At 34.5% G+C, this 18511-nt stretch carries 19 protein-coding genes and 2 other annotated features; of the genes, 8 read left to right on the forward strand and 11 right to left on the reverse strand.

The genetic code is table 11. From position 1 onward, the window contains the following. Positions 1-3: 3 nt before the first annotated feature. Positions 4-516, reverse strand: a complete 513-nt coding sequence (locus CER22_RS03005) for a YqeG family HAD IIIA-type phosphatase (protein ID WP_000765308.1) — start codon at positions 514-516, stop codon at positions 4-6. 247 nt (positions 517-763) lie between these two features. On the opposite strand from CER22_RS03005, the gene CER22_RS03010 reads away from it, so the two are divergent. Then, complete coding sequence (locus CER22_RS03010) at positions 764-919, forward strand: sporulation histidine kinase inhibitor Sda (RefSeq protein ID WP_000853283.1); 156 nt, start codon at positions 764-766, stop codon at positions 917-919. 148 nt (positions 920-1067) lie between these two features. On the opposite strand, the gene CER22_RS03015 is transcribed toward CER22_RS03010, so the two are convergent. Together CER22_RS03015 and sigK are read right to left on the reverse strand one after the other, a co-directional pair. Beyond that, the gene (locus CER22_RS03015; RefSeq protein ID WP_001255007.1) at positions 1068-1856 is read right to left on the reverse strand and encodes a phosphatidylserine decarboxylase; all 789 of its coding nucleotides are present in this window, start codon (positions 1854-1856) and stop codon (positions 1068-1070) included. A 290-nt stretch (positions 1857-2146) separates the two neighbouring features. After that, positions 2147-2860, reverse strand: coding sequence for an RNA polymerase sporulation sigma factor SigK (gene sigK, locus CER22_RS03020; RefSeq protein ID WP_000051382.1), 714 nt, complete (start codon positions 2858-2860; stop codon positions 2147-2149). A gap of 181 nt (positions 2861-3041) precedes the next feature. Here sigK and CER22_RS03025 point away from each other — a divergent pair, with 181 nt between their 5' ends. Beyond that, the gene (locus tag CER22_RS03025; protein WP_142293420.1) at positions 3042-3935 is read left to right on the forward strand and encodes a hypothetical protein; all 894 of its coding nucleotides are present in this window, start codon (positions 3042-3044) and stop codon (positions 3933-3935) included. A gap of 43 nt (positions 3936-3978) precedes the next feature. On the opposite strand, the gene CER22_RS03030 is transcribed toward CER22_RS03025, so the two are convergent. Both CER22_RS03030 and rpmG read right to left on the reverse strand, forming a co-directional pair. Next, positions 3979-5478 carry a YcdB/YcdC domain-containing protein gene (locus CER22_RS03030; protein ID WP_088608162.1) on the reverse strand — a complete coding sequence of 500 codons (1500 nt, stop codon included), beginning with the start codon at positions 5476-5478 and terminating at the stop codon, positions 3979-3981. Positions 5479-5568: 90 nt separating this feature from the next. Beyond that, positions 5569-5718 (reverse strand): 50S ribosomal protein L33, encoded by a 150-nt coding sequence (rpmG, locus tag CER22_RS03035; RefSeq protein WP_001265617.1) that lies wholly within the window; start codon positions 5716-5718, stop codon positions 5569-5571. 337 nt (positions 5719-6055) lie between these two features. Here rpmG and CER22_RS03040 point away from each other — a divergent pair, with 337 nt between their 5' ends. After that, positions 6056-6706, forward strand: coding sequence for a GTP pyrophosphokinase (locus tag CER22_RS03040; RefSeq protein ID WP_000456212.1), 651 nt, complete (start codon positions 6056-6058; stop codon positions 6704-6706). Positions 6707-6781: 75 nt separating this feature from the next. On the opposite strand, the gene CER22_RS03045 is transcribed toward CER22_RS03040, so the two are convergent. After that, entirely contained in the window at positions 6782-7249 is a 468-nt protein-coding gene (locus CER22_RS03045; RefSeq protein ID WP_088123422.1) for a hypothetical protein, read from the reverse strand. A 55-nt stretch (positions 7250-7304) separates the two neighbouring features. Next, the gene (locus CER22_RS03050; protein WP_088123423.1) at positions 7305-8690 is read right to left on the reverse strand and encodes an alkaline phosphatase; all 1386 of its coding nucleotides are present in this window, start codon (positions 8688-8690) and stop codon (positions 7305-7307) included. A gap of 261 nt (positions 8691-8951) precedes the next feature. Here CER22_RS03050 and CER22_RS03055 point away from each other — a divergent pair, with 261 nt between their 5' ends. Together CER22_RS03055 and CER22_RS03060 are read left to right on the forward strand one after the other, a co-directional pair. Beyond that, positions 8952-9785 (forward strand): GNAT family N-acetyltransferase, encoded by an 834-nt coding sequence (locus CER22_RS03055; protein WP_088123424.1) that lies wholly within the window; start codon positions 8952-8954, stop codon positions 9783-9785. 15 nt (positions 9786-9800) lie between these two features. Continuing rightward, the gene (locus CER22_RS03060) at positions 9801-10679 is read left to right on the forward strand and encodes an alpha/beta fold hydrolase (RefSeq protein ID WP_088064441.1); all 879 of its coding nucleotides are present in this window, start codon (positions 9801-9803) and stop codon (positions 10677-10679) included. A 41-nt stretch (positions 10680-10720) separates the two neighbouring features. Here CER22_RS03060 and CER22_RS03065 read toward each other — a convergent pair whose 3' ends face one another. The 3 genes from CER22_RS03065 to CER22_RS03075 all read right to left on the reverse strand — a co-directional run bounded on the left by CER22_RS03065 (position 10721) and on the right by CER22_RS03075 (position 12638). Further along, the gene (locus CER22_RS03065) at positions 10721-11221 is read right to left on the reverse strand and encodes a DoxX family protein (protein ID WP_000236605.1); all 501 of its coding nucleotides are present in this window, start codon (positions 11219-11221) and stop codon (positions 10721-10723) included. A gap of 259 nt (positions 11222-11480) precedes the next feature. Beyond that, entirely contained in the window at positions 11481-12017 is a 537-nt protein-coding gene (locus CER22_RS03070; protein WP_088608163.1) for a delta-aminolevulinic acid dehydratase, read from the reverse strand. An 18-nt stretch (positions 12018-12035) separates the two neighbouring features. Then, complete coding sequence (locus CER22_RS03075; RefSeq protein ID WP_088123427.1) at positions 12036-12638, reverse strand: histidine phosphatase family protein; 603 nt, start codon at positions 12636-12638, stop codon at positions 12036-12038. Between the two features lie 198 nt (positions 12639-12836). On the opposite strand from CER22_RS03075, the gene CER22_RS03080 reads away from it, so the two are divergent. Further along, on the forward strand, positions 12837-13148 hold the full coding sequence (locus CER22_RS03080; protein ID WP_088608164.1) for a phosphoglycerate mutase: 312 nt from the start codon (positions 12837-12839) through the stop codon (positions 13146-13148). Positions 13149-13217: 69 nt separating this feature from the next. Continuing rightward, positions 13218-13340 carry a DUF4023 domain-containing protein gene (locus tag CER22_RS03085; protein WP_002173541.1) on the forward strand — a complete coding sequence of 41 codons (123 nt, stop codon included), beginning with the start codon at positions 13218-13220 and terminating at the stop codon, positions 13338-13340. A gap of 43 nt (positions 13341-13383) precedes the next feature. Here the strand turns inward: CER22_RS03085 and CER22_RS03090 are convergent, their stop codons facing one another. Further along, positions 13384-14622 (reverse strand): TolB family protein, encoded by a 1239-nt coding sequence (locus CER22_RS03090; RefSeq protein WP_088608165.1) that lies wholly within the window; start codon positions 14620-14622, stop codon positions 13384-13386. Positions 14623-14919: 297 nt separating this feature from the next. On the opposite strand from CER22_RS03090, the gene CER22_RS03095 reads away from it, so the two are divergent. Further along, the gene (locus CER22_RS03095) at positions 14920-17667 is read left to right on the forward strand and encodes a S8 family serine peptidase (protein ID WP_088608166.1); all 2748 of its coding nucleotides are present in this window, start codon (positions 14920-14922) and stop codon (positions 17665-17667) included. 188 nt (positions 17668-17855) lie between these two features. After that, positions 17856-18085 (forward strand) — a binding site (T-box leader). Between the two features lie 51 nt (positions 18086-18136). Further along, positions 18137-18364 (forward strand) — a binding site (T-box leader). Positions 18365-18511: the final 147 nt, after the last annotated feature.

Here is an 18511-nt window from a genome sequence, read left to right on the forward strand (position 1 = left end):
ACTTTATTCCTCCCAGTTAATTAAACCTTTTTTCTTCATATTTCTCATAATTCTTCGTTCAATTTTTCGATTAAAGCGCGTTACTAATCCGTCCGTTTGTGCTACCGGTACAACTAAAATTGTATGAAGTCCCACTCGGTTTCCACCTAAAACATCCGTTAGTAACTGATCTCCAATTACTACAACTTCATCTGGTTGCAGGTGCATCTCTTGTATCGCACGCTTAAACGCGCGAACAAATGGTTTACGCGCACTATGAATAAATGGAATACCTAATGGATCAGCAAAGTCTTTCACACGTTGCTCATTATTATTTGAAACGACCGTTACTTGAATACCTTGCTCTTTCATTTTCAAAAACCATTCTTCAAGTTGTGGCGTTGCATTTGGACGATCCCATTCAATTAACGTGTTATCTAAATCAGTAATGACACCTTTAATTCCACGTTTTTTCAAATCTTCTGGTTGAACATGATATACATTTTTCACATATTCATTTGGTAAAAATAGCTTCAATTTCTTTCACCTCTTTGAGGAGTTTTCATAAAAATTTTTCGACAACATATTTCGATATATGACCTGTGGATAAAATTGTACACATTTTCCACATTAATTTTTCAGCCAATTTGGAATTTACTAACAATCTATACACATTTTATCCACCTAGGTATGTGGATAACCACTCGTTTGTGACTGTCATATTTTTTTGGTACATTAAATGCAACAACGAATCAATCCTTAAATTATTAGGAGGTGACTCACCTTGAAAACAAAATATATGGAACAGTTGTCTACTGAGTTACTCACTGAGTCTTATTATAAAGCAAAAGAACTAAAATTAAATCCCGACTTCATTTTACTTATAAAACAAGAAATGATTAGACGCTCATTAGAGGACAAGCTTGTCAAATCGTCTTGATTACATATAAAGTGAAATTTTAATGAGCTAACTTGTAAAAAGAGCCATCCTGCGATGGCTCTCGAATAAACAAGTACTCCCATCTAGGGAATTTCATCATTAAGCATCTTTGTCCATAACTCTTGCTTACAGTTATAAAATGTTTTCTTTACTTATGAGCCGAACGAGTAGCAATTTTTTCACCAAGACGAAGCTCTTGTCCACTCTTCAATTCCTGCACTACTTCTATCATATCTTTTTCAAACAATAACACAACTGTTGAGCCAAATGTAAAGTATGCCATTTCTTCACCTTTTTGAACAGTGTCTCTTTCATGCAACAACTCAATACTATTAACAAACATAGCTCCTACTTTTACAAGTGCCATATGTTCACCGTCACTATTTACTTCTGTAACAGAGCGATAATTTTTTGACAATGGCTCTTTCCCATATTCCATACCAGCTGCATTTACCGGATATGACTTTCTACCAAGTACAAACCTTTCAGTCACAGAACCAGAAAGCGGACTATGAATACGATGATAATGACTTGGGCTTAAATAAATAACCATGTATGTACCACCTGCATATCGCTTTGCACGTTCTTCATTACCTAGCATATCCACGATTGAATAACGCTTACCTTTAATATCAAATGTTTTTGTGTCCTCAATAGGACCGTGATCAGCAAAAACACCATCAACAGGACTAACGATACTCGATGCATCTGTATCAACACTACGCTTTCCTTCTTTTAGCTTACGCGTAAATAATTCATGCAATGTTCTATATTCCTTCAAACCCTTTTCCATCTCATCTTGGTTAATTTGAAAAACTTTCGCATACGATGGAATAATGATAGAGCTCAAACGAGATTGTGCAAATTTACGTAATATATAAGAAGTAAAACGACCATTTGTAAGTTCGATCATAAGTCGATATAATGTACGTCGCAAATTGCGAAACCTCCTAATCAGTCTATAACTTTAGCTTCCCCTTCTTTTCCTTCTATATCATATGTAAAATTGGTTCTTATTCCCACATATCATATAGAACTGTTTCATTATACATGCGGAAAACTAAGTATGGTATTATTCTTAAATTGTTTAGCACCCTCTAATATTACAGATAGAATCCGTCATTTTCAACAGTGAACATAGATTTCTTCTGAACACAACTCTTTTTCTTTCCTTATTTACAAAAAGAAAAGCAGCCCATTTTAAAATATGGCTGCTTGCAATGTACATTATTCTTTCGCTTTTTTCTCTTTCTCAGCTCTTACAAATTCATGGAACATTTTCATTAAAGCGCGCTTTTCAATTCTTGATACGTAGCTTCTGGAAATACCAAGTGCCTTCGCAATCTCTCGTTGCGTTTTCTCCTTATCAAGCCCCAGTCCAAAACGCTTCACGATTACTTCTTTCTCTCGTTCGTCTAAAATATCGATATACTCTTTAATCTTTTCTAACTCCATACTAAGCTGAATCATATCAATTACATCTTCAGACTCTGATTTTAATATATCGATAAGCGATATTTCATTCCCCTCTTTATCTTGCCCGATTGGATCATGAAGTGAAACGTCTTTTTTCGTTTTTTTCAGTACACGTAAATGCATTAAAATTTCATTTTCAATACATCGTGCTGCATACGTCGCAAGTTTTGTGCCTTTTCCTGCCGAATAGCTCTCGATCGCTTTAATGAGCCCAATTGTACCAATTGAAATTAAATCTTCTGCATCTTCCCCTGTGTTTTCAAATTTTTTAACGATATGAGCTACAAGCCGTAAATTATGTTCAATTAACAGATTTCTCGCTTGAGCATCACCTTGCTCCATTAACTCTAAGTACTTTCTCTCATCGTCTGATGATAACGGCTGCGGAAACGCATTATTCTTCACATAAGAAACAAAGACAAACACTTCTCGAACCATATATCCAATTGCGGCGAATAGACTCAAACCTTTCACCTCCGCCAAAATAGTGGTCTTTACTATGTGTATGTGGGCGTGAGGTTGTTTGTGTCTGTACAGTTTATTTATAAAACTCAACACTTCCAATATTTAAAATAATTTATCGTTATATTATAATTATATTAATTATTAGTTATATATGAATATGCTATTAAAGGGGACACTATTCATGCTTACATTAGATCGATTATTAAATGTAACAATTTATTTAGGGGTATTTTTACTTTTCATTTCGTTCATTACTTTTGTTATTAAGAGAGGGCCTGATTTATTATTTTTTCAATTTGGAATTTCTTTGTTTTTTGGAGCTCAAATTATAATTGGAATGAAATTTCTTCATAACTATGGTTTCTCCTTTCACTCAAAATTAGAACTACTTATCTTTATTTTCTATGTAATTGGATTTATTACATGTATACTATTGTTCTTTCACTTTCAAAATCACTATCGAATTTTTTTATTAATTTGTAGTTTTTTATTTTTAACTGGATCCAATTATTACTTTAAAGAAACATTAAAGTTTAGTGAAAAAATTCCAAAGCAACATAAAACTTTTTTAAATACAAAAGAAGAAGACTCTTTCCCAAAAGAAGTCCGTAAATTTTCCGAGGATTACAACAATATAATACGGAATGATTTTTATGAAATACCGATGATTCCCACTGAATTACAGATTACAAGCAAAAAAGATTCTTCCCATAGTACATCTTTCTTAGTTGAACTTCATAATATGGAGGATGAAATTACTGATGACTCTGTACAATTAACTCCATCAGACCGTTTTTATATACTGTTAAATACACAAAAAACAAAAATATCAAAAATAGTATATGAAGGGCGAAATTTTTTCACATTAACAGTCACACTAAAGGCTCTTAATTTACAGCAAGAACCAGAAATTCATAATATGTTTTTAGAAATAGATAAACGTAGAGCAATGAATCTTCTTGATTTCGAAACTAAAGCTCATTCTAAAGAATGGAAAGTAACATTTAAAAGTGATAGTTCTCCTTGCAACCTTCCTATCACATTTACATTTGAAAAACGAACAGGCAAATTATAAAAATAAAAAGAGTTATTTTCTTTGAAAAATAACTCTTTTTATTTTACTTGCTCCAAATTTTCTCCCCCGTATGCGCATCAATATAACGAATTTCTCGACTACAATCGAAGGATTCTTTATAATTTTCATCCGTCGTTTGTTTATACAGTAGTTCGTAGTTCGTTTCCTCTACGTCATTTTCTAAAAACCATTCTAAATTAACTCGCATGGCCCCTCTGTATATTGCTAACGCTTTTTCCTTTTTTACTTTTGGTGTTGTTTCGTATGTAAGCAATTCTTTTATAAGGTTGCTAGACTCTCCGGAATAATGCACCACAGCCCCATTTCCCGCATTGATATTAACCATAAATTGCTTATACTCTGCCGGAATGCCATTCACATATACGGAAAAAGTAAATCTTTCAATCCCATCTTCTGCTTCTTCATGTTCTTCCCAAAGACGTAGATATTGTGTGACATCTGGAATAACTTGTTCCAAAAATTGAAGTGCTTTTTGTAAACATTCCTCTCTAGGAAATATTTGCTTTACTTCTTTATCGTCTGTCAGTTTTATAAAACCAGTTAATTCATTGGTAGATTTATCAACCGTAATGCCAATTAAATTATTATATTTTAACATCGGTAAATGCTTTTTAAAGAATTCATTCATTAAATATGGATTCTTTTCTTCTTTCTGTTTTTGTAATTCCTCTTTCGGAACAAATTTCATTCTTATTTCATCATCATTTTCCGTCTCAGCTACTTTTGTAAAATTTTCTTTATTCCATTCAAACAAATCGAATATATCGTCTGGCCGGCTACCTTTTTTCGGTTTTTCAACAGCTACAGTTGAAGGCAATTTATAATGATCGGGCCCAAATAAATCTTTACCTGTACTTGCATTAATAAACGCATGACTAGGTTCTGGTTCATATACAAGATGGTACCCGGTTCCTTCTTCTCCACTTTCATATTTACATGAAGAGAATGTCAAATCTACAAATACAAGTCTCATATCTTGTCTAGCTTTTAAATTCTCTAAAACGATGTTCTTCTCAACAATTTCATTTGGCCATAGCGGTTTTTCTTGTATAGCTTTTTGTCCATTATAACGAAAATGCACAACATTACCTGAAGGATGAACTCGCACAACACACCCTGTATTCGGCAATGGATAGCCATTTACTTCTTGCATATAATTTACTTCTTTCCGACCACGCCTGTCGTCCTTAACCGTTACATATATATAAAATTCATATCCTTCTTTTGTATATTTTTTTAAGAATGCATTTGCAATCTCTCTTGCTTTATTCTCTCCTATTGCTTCCTTACCACTCGAACTCGAAAAATATTTTTTATCATCTATACTAAATTCGATTAAATTACCAGTATGTCTATTCAGCGTAATTTGTATCGTTCTCTCCTCATCCTCTTTATGTTCCCACCATAATAGATGATATGGGTCATCCACACCTTCTTGATCATCTACGACAAGCCTATAATCATCTGGAATATCAATCATATGAGCCACTTGCTCTTTTCTTTCTTTATCTTTTTGATTCATCATACCTCTCCTTCATTACAATTTAAGGTAATTATAACAAATAAAACTAAATGACTATAAACAAAAAAGACTAGAGATATCTCTAGTCTTCTACTTCGTCTCACGATGTAGCGTTACTCGCTTTAATCGTGGACAATATTTTTTTAGTTCGATGCGCTCTGGATTGTTTCGTTTATTTTTTTTAGAAATATAATTACGATCACCGCACTCTGTACAAGCCAATGTAATATTTACACGCATATGTAATTCTCCTTTCTTTCAAAGATCGCAAACTAAAACGTAATGATTACGATTTATATGTTATATAAGTTTATTCTATTTGTCAATTACAAAAAAAGACAAAAATCTGAAACAATTAGTTCATACGAAATTCACACGAATCTATTACTATAAGAATTGTACATAGTGAATTTATTAACAATCACGTTTATTCATATAGAATCTTACTCGAAAGGAGTTGAAAGTATGAAAACTAAATATCGTTTTATGATCTCCTCATTTGCTGCTTGCGCTTATATGCTTTGGTATTTAGTATAATAACAACCTCACTTGTAAATAGGAAAAGGTGTGTATATAAATGGAATATAATCAATCAACAGTTAACTACTGGAAAGCTTTTGTACTACCATATACATTTGCTTTAGAAGAGTTAAAAACTAAATTTGAAATTATGAACCGGGAAGCTCAATTTTTAGAGGATTACAACCCGTTTGAACATATAAAAACAAGATTAAAACAACCTGAAAGTATTATTAAAAAACTTGAACGTAAAAATTTATTACCGACAGTTGAGAATGCGCAAACACATTTACAAGATATCATCGGCATTCGTATTACATGTTGCTTCGTAGAAGATATTTATCATTTAAAAGAAGTCATTCAAAAGCGTGAGGATATGGAAATCATAGAAGTAAAAGATTATATCGCTAATCCAAAGGGCAACGGATATAAAAGTTTACACATGATCATTAAGTATCCTTTATCACTGAATTCTGGTACAAAAGATGTATTTGCAGAAATCCAGTTACGTACACTTGCTATGGACTTTTGGGCAAGTTTAGAACATAAACTTTATTATAAATATGAGGGGAAAATACCTGAGTATTTAAAAGATGAACTACATGATGCAGCAATGAAAGCTGAAGATCTTGATAATAAAATGGCAACAATTCGCCAAGATATTGATGATATCGAAGCATGTTCAAATCAAATTCTATTACCACTATAAAAAGGTTCTCTCCAATGAGAACCTTTTTTATTTCGCTATTTACGGGCAGTAAGACTCCCTGATTAAAGTTTCACTTTATTTCTTCCCTATCGTGCGAACCTCTTCAATTTTCCAGCCATCTTCTTCTTTTCCAAGCGCATACTGTACATTTTTCTGAAGAGTGACCTCCCCATCTATTTCCTTTTCCTTTGTTTCAACTACAACATACCCTGCTTTACTAGCTTTCATGTCTATATGTTCCAATTCAATTTTCTTATTTCCCTTTTGAAAAGCGGCTTCTTTTTGTGTTTTTAAATCTTCAGCACTAGGCATCTTCTTTGAGAATAACTCCATATGTTCAGCAAGATTTTTTTCATTTGTCGTCCGTACAAATTTCTCCATAACATCTTGAATCGATTTCTCTTCTTCTTTCGTTATTTGTACCTTTTCCTCAGTTTTTATAATAGTAGATTTTTGTTCTATATGATTCTCCTTGGATTGACACCCGACTAGCAATACTACAACTATTAGAAGGGATCCTATTCCCATGAAAAAAGCCTTCATCTTTCCCATCTCCTAAAAAGAAAAGTGAGGCATTTCGCCTCACTTTCATTTATAATTAGCGTCTTCCTTTATTCGGATCGCCACCACCAACAATATCAAAGACACGTTTAGCGATATTTGTATTCTCTTGAACGCCAGAGAACAAGTATTTACCTGGGCCAAATGCATATACGTTTACATCTTCCCCTGTATGTCCACCTGTCGTCCATCCTGTAACCGAACGCTTATTGAAAATATCCTCAATCGCATTATCAATCTTTGTTACATCTTTTGAAGGAGCTATATCATTTACCGCTTTAATTTCTTCTGGTGTTAACTGTAAATCAATATATTTTTTCAATGTTTCTTCTACATTTGCACCTTTTGCAATCTCATTTGCCATGAAGTCTGGTGTGCGTTTTGCAGCTTTAATTGGATCTACTTTAAAGTTATACTCACCATTCGCACCTAAAGATAATCCGCCAGTAGCGTGGTCTGCCGTTGCAACGACTAACGTATTTTTATCTTTTTTCGCAAACTCAATCGCTGCTTTAAATGCTTTTTCAAAGTCTTCCATTTCACTCATTGCACCTACGATATCATTATCGTGTCCAGCCCAGTCGATTTGACTTCCTTCAACCATTAAGAAGAAACCATTTTTATTTTTGTTCAAACGCTCAATTGCTGCATTTGTCATTTCTTCTAATGAAGGTGTTTTATCGGTACGGTCAATCATTTTATCTAAACCGCCTGATGCAAATAAACCTAGAATTTGATCGTTTTTATCATTTAACAATTGATTTCGATCTGTTACGTAGCTATAACCAGATTTCTTGAATTCTTCTGTAAGATTGCGATCTTTTCTAACAAAGTTATTTACACCGCCGCCAAGCATAACGTCTACTTTATGCTTCCCTTTAATTTTCTCATCAAAATAATCATTTGCAATTGCGTCCATATTTTTACGACTAATGTCATGCGCACCGAAAGCCGCTGGTGTTGCATGTGTAATTTCAGAAGTAGCAACGAGTCCCGTTGATTTCCCTTTTTCTTTCGCTTGTTCAAGAACAGTTTTCACTTCTGCTTTATCATTATCAACTGCAATTGCTGCATTATATGTTTTAACTCCTGCTGACATAGCTGTTGCTGCAGATGCAGAGTCTGTAATATTTTCATGTTCATCTTCCGGATATGTCTTTTGCGTTCCTACAAGATGCTTATCAAATTCTGTAGATTCCATCTCAAAAGTTTTTGGATTATCTTTCATATAACGGTGAGCCGTCATATATGAAGGTCCCATACCATCCCCAATTAATACAATGACATTTTTAATCTTTGCATTGCTTCCGCTCTCATCTGCATTTACTTCACTAGAACGTGTAAAATTCCATGTTGCCACCGAAGTAACTGCTAACGACGCCACAACTGCAAATGGCCATGCTTTTTTCACAAACTTTTTCACTGTCTTGTCCCCCTAATTAGGTTATTCATTTCCCACTATCAAATTTAATAGAAGACTATTAAGAGAAAATTAGTTATATGTAAATTTTTTGTTAACTTATGTAAATATCAGTTATAATTTGTATAAGTTTGTCCTTTCATAGCAACCTCCTTCCCCTTTACAATTAAAATATAAACAAGTTGGATTTCATGTAACGTAAATCTCTTATTTAACATTTTCAATCTACTTTTATGAAAATTAATAGAAATGTGGGGCGTATTTATGAAAACAATAAAGCTAGATGAATCTTTTATTTTTGATTTACTCGACCTTTGTAAAGCTATTGGATGGTTACAAGATAAAGAATTTATGAAAAAACAATTCGAAATGTATCTTTCTCTCGGCACACTTATCGGTTATATGCATGAAAATAAACTGATTGCAGCTGGAGGAGTATTTCCTTTTAAAGATAGTTTTTCTACTATTGGCATGTTAATCGTCCATCCTAATTTTCAAGGCCAAGGCATCGGACGTATTTTGCTAAATTGTTGCTTAGAGCACACTCATCCAAAACAACCAATTGCACTTATTGCAACAAAAGCTGGCGAGCCTCTTTATACATCATGCGAATTTCAAACAGTAACGACGATTCATCGTTTTGAAAAACAAACTACTAAGACACATATTGCTCATACACAACAAGTAAAAGAACCAGATCTTATATCACTTATTTTTCTCGATCAAATTACAACTGGAGCTAATCGTTCCTTACTTTACTCATCGCTATTACCAAGAGCCATACACTCTTTTAAAATTGAGAGAAATAACTGTATAGAAGCTTTTTCCTTATGTATACAAAAAGGTAATATATTATGCGTCACTCCACTTATCGCAAAACAAGAGAAGGATGCTATTCAATTATTCAAGAGAATCTGTGAATGTTGGAATGGCACAGTAAGGATTGATGTCCCACATTCACAATTTTCATTTCGTAAATTTCTTCAAACAGAAAATTTCCAAGAAACGCTCCTTTCACCTCTTATGATAAAAAATGGTAGCCAACTTCCTGGAAATCGTAATATGCTATTTGCTATGATAGACACAGCGTTATGTTAGAAAGGGGACACCTAATTGAAGCGATTTAGCTATTTTATGGTAGGTTGTCTTACTCTTACACTATTAGTAGGATGTAGTGCAGCAGAAAAGCCAGTAGAGCAAGTAAAACAAGTGAAAAATACACTTACAGCGAAACTAGCTACCGAGGAAAAAATGGTAGAAATAGATGGTCAAACCATTTACTTTAAAAAGATTGGTAATGAAAAACCACCTTTACTTATGATCCATGGATTTGGAGGATCGTCAGATGGTTTTCAAAAGATTTACTCAGACTTAGCAAAAGATCATACAATTATTTCTGTAGATGCTTTAGGATTCGGGCGCTCATCTAAGCCAATGGATTTTTACTATTCTTTCCCAACCCATGCAAATTTGTATTATAAATTAATGAAAAAACTAGGTTATGATTCGTTTGCAATACTAGGACACTCAATGGGCGGAGAAATTTCTCTTAATTTAACCTATTTATATCCTGAAGCCGTTACCCACCTTATTTTAACTGATGCTACAGGCGGTCCTCATACATTCGTTAATAAACAAGGTTCACCAAAACCACAGTTGTCGACTGATTTAAATACTGTTTCTACTATTGCAGATTATGATGAAAACAAAGTTAAATCCAAGCGTAATGATGAAGAGCATTACAATAAAATGAAATTATGGCCTAGACGTCTTCAAATCAATGCAAATGAAATTAAACAACCAACCTTAATTATATGGGGAAGAAATGATAGTAGCGTTTCTTGGAAAGAAGGAGAAACGTATCATCAATTCTTAAAAAATAGTACTTTCCATATTATCGAAAAAGGTTATCATGCACCATTTCGTCAAGAGCCACAAGAATTTGTAGGTTATGTAAAAGAATTCTTTAAGAACAATAAAGTTGAAAAATAACATAAGCGGGTATCTCATTTTGAGATACCCGCTTTCATATATTAAGCAGCTTGCTTTTGGCGCTTTTGAGTTTTTGATCCTAATACTTTCGGAATAACGAAACCATCTATTCCAAATTTACCAGCATTCATACCAGAGACTAGAACGAACATTGATAGGATAACCATTTCAGGATTTACACCAATTGACCCACTAAGCATATAGGAAAAGTTCATTACAAGACCGAAAAAGACCGCTGTTTTTGTTAAACAGCCTACAATTAAACCAATTCCGACTAAAATTTCTCCCCACGTTACAAGTGTATTAAATAGATCAACGTTTGGAATTGCGAAATCTTGTAAAAATGATGCCCACCAAGATTGAACAGCCGGTTGTGCTCCTTTAGATTTTTCAATTGCACCTTGTAAATAACCAGTTGCATCGAACCCTTTTCCTTGTAGTTTACCGATTCCAGCCATTAACCATGTATAACCAAGATACACTCGAATTACTGCCAACACAAAAGAAACTGCTTTGTTTTCTCTTAAAAATTGAATAACCATATCTTCCTCCTAAAGTTGTAATTAAGTTAGTTACAGATAATATAATATCATTAGTTACTTATTTTTAAAATGTTAATCATGAATAATTTGTGACATACATAAAAAACATTAAATACTAATATATAGTAACTTCTATTACCTGTAAAAACTTGAACATATCATACCATAGGTGATAATCATTTTCATTGAAGAAAATGTAAAAAAAATGTGAGTTAAGTGTGAAACGCATTTATTCAAATATAGAATAAATGCGTTTTCACTATTTATAGAATTGAAATGTACGTGTCTCCTCATCGATTAATTTCGCCTCTTGAAAAGCATCTTCTAACGTTTTTTCATGGCTAATAAGCCCATAAAATAAGCGTATTGTAAACATAAGTGCTGCATTCCCATCTACATAATCTATCGATCCAATATACGATTTCGCCCCACTATGTAAGAAAGATTCTGCTAGTTTTCGCTCCCCTAACGTACACCCGCTATTTACAATATGTGTATTATGCAATTTTGCATATTTATAAATTTCTGCTGCACCAAAGTATCCCCTCGGTTCATCTTGCTCATATATATCTTCACCTAACTCTTCCATGACAAACTTTCCTTCCTCACCATGAAAGCAAAAAATAACATACTTGATATCATTATATAAACCTTTTCCAGAAAGAATATTAATGAACTCTCTCGGTCTACCAATCCAGTATGTTACAACTTTTGCCCCAAAATATTCAAGCGATGCTCGGATTGATTGCGCCTCTAAATCCGAATTGAAACCAACTACTAATGCAACATTCAACATACACCCTCCATCCTATAATTAGATCTCATCAATCAGACTTTTAAAAGATACATCCATTTCATATATACCTGTTTCTTGCAAAAAATCAGATCTAGTTAAAACGACTTTCTGTACATATTGCCTATACGCTGTAATTGTCCCGTCGTGAGATACAATGCAAATTCTTTCAGCGCCTAGCTCATAGCACCAAAGAAGAAAATCATCTACTATTTGCTGAAAACGATTCTCTGAAATAGTATTTATACCTTCCGTCCATAACTGCTTATTTGTACTTTTCTCTATCGAAAAATGTGGAAATAAATTTGCTATCATTTCCTGATCTACTATGTCATCACATGGTAATGTTTTCGCTCCTTCTCGATAAGGAAAAATACGTGGGGATACATATGGATGGACGATTTTTTGACAAGCTACTTTCGCACTCCATATTGCCGCTGTTTGTAAAGTTCTACGTGTAGGACTAACAATTAATATATCCGTTTCTTGTAATGGCACATTGCATTGAAGTAATTTAGCCTGATTCTTTCCCTCATCCGTTAATGGCGGATGAAGCACTTGTAAACTTGACGGCAAATCCTTTGTATGTTCACCTTCTCCGTGCCGAACAAAGACAAGCTTCATATCCAGCCTCCTCTCTCTATGAAATCCTCTTACATATTTCTTCCCTATCTCATTCTTTATTCCTGCTATATGAAAAACTGGTATGTAAAAAACATTTGACACAATTAATTAAAAAACATTACAATTATAATATGTAAAATACTTTTTACAAGAGAGAGGTGAATCACAAATATGAAATGAATTATCGCCTTTATCGGAATGATCATATGGGGATACATAAATGGATTTTTTAATAGTGATAAAACTGCTAATCCTTGGATTACAGATGATGAACGTGAAACAAAAATTAAACAGAAAGCAATTATTGCAAGCTGGTCTGGTGTTTTCATGTTTTGTATCATTAACCTCTTAAACAAATGGTTAGGTTTAGGAACGAGTAATACATCACCTTACTTACCATCTTCTGTCGCAACTATTTTAAAAGAAAATGTAGAGTTACAAGTTTTACTTATGCTATTTATTACGTATGGCATATTTTACGTATACTATCGAAGAAAATTAAGCGCTTAACTTTTATCTCATGATTATCCTCCTAAATGGTTATAGTAATTAGGACGAAATGAAAGGAGCGATATAAAAATGAGTAACTCGAATGACTTTTTAGATACACTACATGAAAAACAAGCAAAAGATGAACAAAATAGAAAGCATCAGGGAAACGGAAACCCCGCGAAAAAAAAGCCAAATAAAACACATAAATAACAATAAAAAAAACTGCCTAAAATTATCTTTTAGGCAGTTTTTTTTATTCTTCTTTCACCGAGATAACATTTTCCCAGTTCCATTTCTCATAATACCATTCTGGTACATCTATATTTTCAATCCACTTCTTTTCCTGTTTTCCATCACTACTGGAAAGCCATACATTGGCTTTCTTACGGTCTGAACGTATCCATATCAATTGATTGTTCTTCTTCATAAAGATGGGATGATAGTCACCTTGCTTATGGGGTGGCTTTGTGATTTGATGTTGTTCGTCGCTTGTACTATCGATCTCATATAAGGATGGCAGTGGCCTTTTTTCTGGCGGAGTTTCTATCCCTGCCTCTTTTGCTCGTGAAACGATCATTACTTTATCGTTCTTCCATACAAAATCCCAATCGACATATCCTTTCGGCGTAAAGGTGTTCTGCTGAAGTGCCGGCAGCTCTTTTACTTTTAAATGTTTATTCTCTAACGCAACTCTTCCGCTTCCTTCAATATAAGCTAAAATATTCTTGGATGGCGCCCATTTGAACCATTGTGTGTTTAATAACATTTGATCTACTTTTTCAAATCGACTGCCATCTGCTCGAACTAAGCAAAGCGTATTACTATCAGCTGACCACGAAGCTGTCGGTACCGCTAAAAATGAAATCCACCTTTGATTCGGTGACCACTCAAACCCACTTGCAACTAGCGCTAGAAAATCATCATGTTCATTTGGTAATGCATACAAATGCTTCATTTTGTGAGGATTCATATGTGCATCTTTTTGCACTTCATATAGCTGAGCTCCTGTCCATCCTGTTGGAAGTAAGTGTGCTTCAGAAGATACAAGAAACTTCTTTCCATCAGGGTACCATGCATAATCACCTACACCAGCTGACACATTTTCAAAATCTGTATTCTTATTTTTGACATCAAACGTATTTAATGTATTTGCAAATACAAATGCAATTATATTCTCTTTCGGTGACCATTGATAATTCGATACCTCAGATTGCAACGGCCTAACTTTTTTTCCATCTTCCAGTCGGTACAACTCCAAGGTGTTTTGCTTCTTTCCTTTAGCATAAGAAATCCATTCTCCATCATGAGACCATTTCGGCCCTGTTATGTACTCGCCTTTTGTTATTTGTTTTTCTTTTCCATCAATTTTAACCCAAAGATCATGATGACGAATAAAAGCAACCTTCACCCCATTATGTTCCGCACTAGTACTAAAAATTGAAGATAAAAAAATAAACAAAACCACACTACTACTCACGATAATTTTTTTCATATGTCCCTCCATTTTTCTTATAGCATTCCTCATATTCCGCTTACTATATGCTAATTTCGCTCCATATTAATTGCACAATTGTTGTGGATTTATACACAGTAAGGATGTGCTTCCCCCCACTGTGTATGAGCCATTCGACATAATTCCAAAAAATTTCCCAAGAAATTTTTAATTCAAAGAGGATTGGTATGAATTATGTCGAAAGTATAGTTTAGCCAACATTCGATTTTATATTTCAGAACAAAAATGTAAGATAACTTTTCGGAATATTGGCACTTTTTATTAGGGGGAGTTTCAATGAACAAAACTACATCTGCACTATTAAGTATGGCGCTTGTCTTTTCTAGTTTTGGAGCTTTAAGCGCGCATGCTGAATCGCTACAAAAGGAGAAGCAATTTAGTCCACAGTTAAAAGCGAATATTGAGCAATGGGGAGAAAACAAAATCGCGCAAAATGTTGAAACAAAAACATCAAAAGAAATTTCAGTCATTGTAGAATTGCAACATGCTCCGCTCGCTTCACAAAGTAACATTCAGCATGCTCCAGATTTAAAAAATGGAAATGTGCAATCATACCATGCACAACTAAAAAAGGCGCAAGAGGATACAACAAAGAAAATTAAAGAAAAAGCACCAAAAGCAAAGATAAAAGAAACGTATAGTACGTTATTTTCTGGATTCTCTATTTCTATCCCAGGAGATCAAGTTGCTGCTTTAGCCTCTTTACCTGAGGTAAAAGCTGTTTATCCGAACTTAACATATAAATTGCATGAAACAGCAAAAAGCGCAACTAAAGAAGAAGCGCCAAATATCGGCGGACCGACAATCGGTGCACCTGAAGCATGGAATTTAAAAGATCCATCTGGCAAACCGCTTGATGGAAAAGGTATGAAAGTCGCTATTATTGATTCTGGCGTAAACTATACACACCCCGACTTACAAGCAAACTATATCGGTGGATACGATACAGTCGATGAAGATAACGATCCGATGGATGGTAACGTACACGGTACTCATGTAGCTGGTATTATTGCTGGTAACGGAAAAATTAAAGGCGTTGCTCCAAATGCGTCTATTCTAGCCTATCGTGTAATGAATGATAGCGGTACTGGTACGACCGAAGATATTCTTCAAGGTATTGAGCGCGCTATTCAAGATGGTGCAGATGTTTTAAATCTATCTCTCGGTCAAGATTTGAATGTCCCTGATCAACCTGTAACAATGACGTTAGAACGCGCAGCAAAACTTGGTGTTACTCCAGTCGTTTCAAATGGAAATGATGGACCAAAACCTTGGTCTGTTGATGCTCCTGGTAACGCAAGTAGTGTCATCTCTGTTGGCGCATCAACTGTTTCTATTCCATTCCCAACATTCCAAGTAGCTGGTTCTAATAAATCTTATCAAGGATTACCGTTATCAAAAGCAGATTTCCAAGTAGGAAACGATGCTCAGCTTGTCTATGTTGGCTACGGTAATTCAAGCGATTACGCTAAACAAGATGTGAAAGGTAAGTTCGCCCTTGTTTTACAAGGAACTTCGAGCACGTTAGTAAAGGCAGAACAAGCGAAACAAGCTGGAGCTATCGGGGTGCTACTAATTTCTAATGAAAAAGAAATTAATATTATGCCTGAATATTTTGGCCGTGAAGAGATAGCTCTTCCAGTTATGCAACTATCAAGTACAAATGGCGAAGAATTGAAAAATTTAATTACAAAAAGAAAGAAAAATATAAAGATTGGACAACCGAACAAAACAGAACTTATTGGTAACTTCAGCTCAAGAGGACCATCACAAGGAAGTTGGCTCATAAAACCTGATGTTGTTGCACCTGGCGTACAAATTACTAGTACGGTACCAAGGGGTGGCTATGAATCTCACAACGGAACAAGTATGGCTGCGCCACAAGTAGCAGGAGCTGTTGCCTTACTACGTCAAATGCATCCTGATTGGACGACAGAACAATTGAAATCTGCTCTTGCCAACACTGCAAAAACATTAAAAGATGTCAATGAAAATACATATCCTGTTATGGCACAAGGATCAGGTTTAATTAACATTCCGAAAGCAGCTCAAACGGATGCGTTAGTAAAACCGAACAATGTAAGTTTCGGTCTTATTAAACCGAATAGCGGCAAAGTGAAACTAACACAAAATATTACGTTACAAAATCTTTCTAACAAAAAGAAAAACTTTTCAACTCGTATTGAATTACTAGATACAAAAACAAAAATCCAAACTTCTTTCCCTTCTTCTATTAGTATGAAACCGAATAGTAATATTGAAAAACCTTTTACTATTACTGTAGATAGCTCCTTACCGCAAGGCGTATATACAGGGAATCTGTATGTAAAAGAGCAAGGGAAAACTGAAGAAATGCGTATTCCATTTACATTTAGTATCGATCCGAAAGAATACAAGCGTATTGATGGCCTTGAAATCGTTAATTCTACTTTCAGTCCAAATAATGACAAAATATTAGATGACAACCTAATCAATTACTATTTAGTTACACCAGTTGAAGATATAGCGTTTCATGCCAATTTAATCACGAAAGACCGTGTGACATATCAAGGCACGGTATATCAAGGTAAAAACGAAACACCAGGTTATAAATCTTTCAAATGGAATGGTACAAAAACTGATGGATCTCCTCTACCTGATGGCTTATACCAAATCGAAGCTGTCGCTTCTACCTCGGGTGGAGAAACAAAGCAAACAGGAGCTGTATTTATCGACCGAACAGCCCCTAAGTTAACACACGAAATTGATCAAGAAAATCTTGTTATTAGAGGGAAAGTTGACGATATCCTACTAGATTGGATGACAGAATCTGGTTGGGTTGCACCTGGTATTCCAGTGAGAATGCAATATGAAATTAACGACAATGGTGTGTGGGAAAGTGCGTTCCTGAATCCTTGGGAGAAAAGTTACGACATTTATTTCGATCGTAACCAATTACAAGAAGGAAAAAATACTATTCATATTGTAGCAACTGATGCAGCTGGAAATACATCTAATTTAAATGTTGATTTAGAAGTGAAATAAAGTGAAACTTTAATCAGCCCTCACTAATCGGACGTTTACGGACAGTAAAGCTTCCATCTAACTTCTTTGCTCCGGCCGAATTTTGAGGTAGGAGTTTTACTGCCCACAAATAGCGAGATAAAATTATTGTTGACAATCTTTTAAAAATAGTTTTATAATACGAAACATAGTTTAGTTGAACGAATTATATATCGGCTTTGAAGGAATACTAGTAGCGACTTATATCCCTGTCTCAGAGAACTGATGGTTGGTGCGAATCAGTACATATACAAGCGTGAATTACAATTCTGGAGCTTCTTTCCCGTAGTGCACATAATGCATGAAGAGAAAGGCGGATCTTTCCGTTATCTTAAAGTGAGTGGTAAACAATTTTTCTGTTTACAATTAGGGTGGTACCGCGATTTTTATCGTCCCTATCGGATTTTCCGATAGGGGCTTTTTTGCGTCCTTCCCTTTTGCACAATTTCATATATACGCGTTGAAAGAATCGCAGTAATATCTTATATCCCTGTTACAGAGAGCTAATGGTCGGTGGAAATTAGCACATATATAAATATGAATTACAATTCTGGAGCTTCTTTTTCGTAGTGCTTGTACGCATGAAGGAAAAGACGGAGTTTTTCCGTTATCATTAATTGAGATGTAAGTATTTTTTCACTTACAAATAGGGTGGTACCGCGATTCTTTCGCCCCTATCGGATTTTCCGATAGGGGCTTTTTCTATTTCTCACAGAAACAAATGTTAAATAATTCCGAATCTTATGATAAAATTTTATAAGCGCTTACAATTTTGAAAGGTGGTGGTTCCAGCTATACCCAACCAATATTCAATTTTATAGAAAAC

The sequence above is a fragment of the Bacillus sp. K2I17 genome (assembly GCF_002209985.1).
Taxonomy (GTDB): domain Bacteria; phylum Bacillota; class Bacilli; order Bacillales; family Bacillaceae_G; genus Bacillus_A; species Bacillus_A wiedmannii.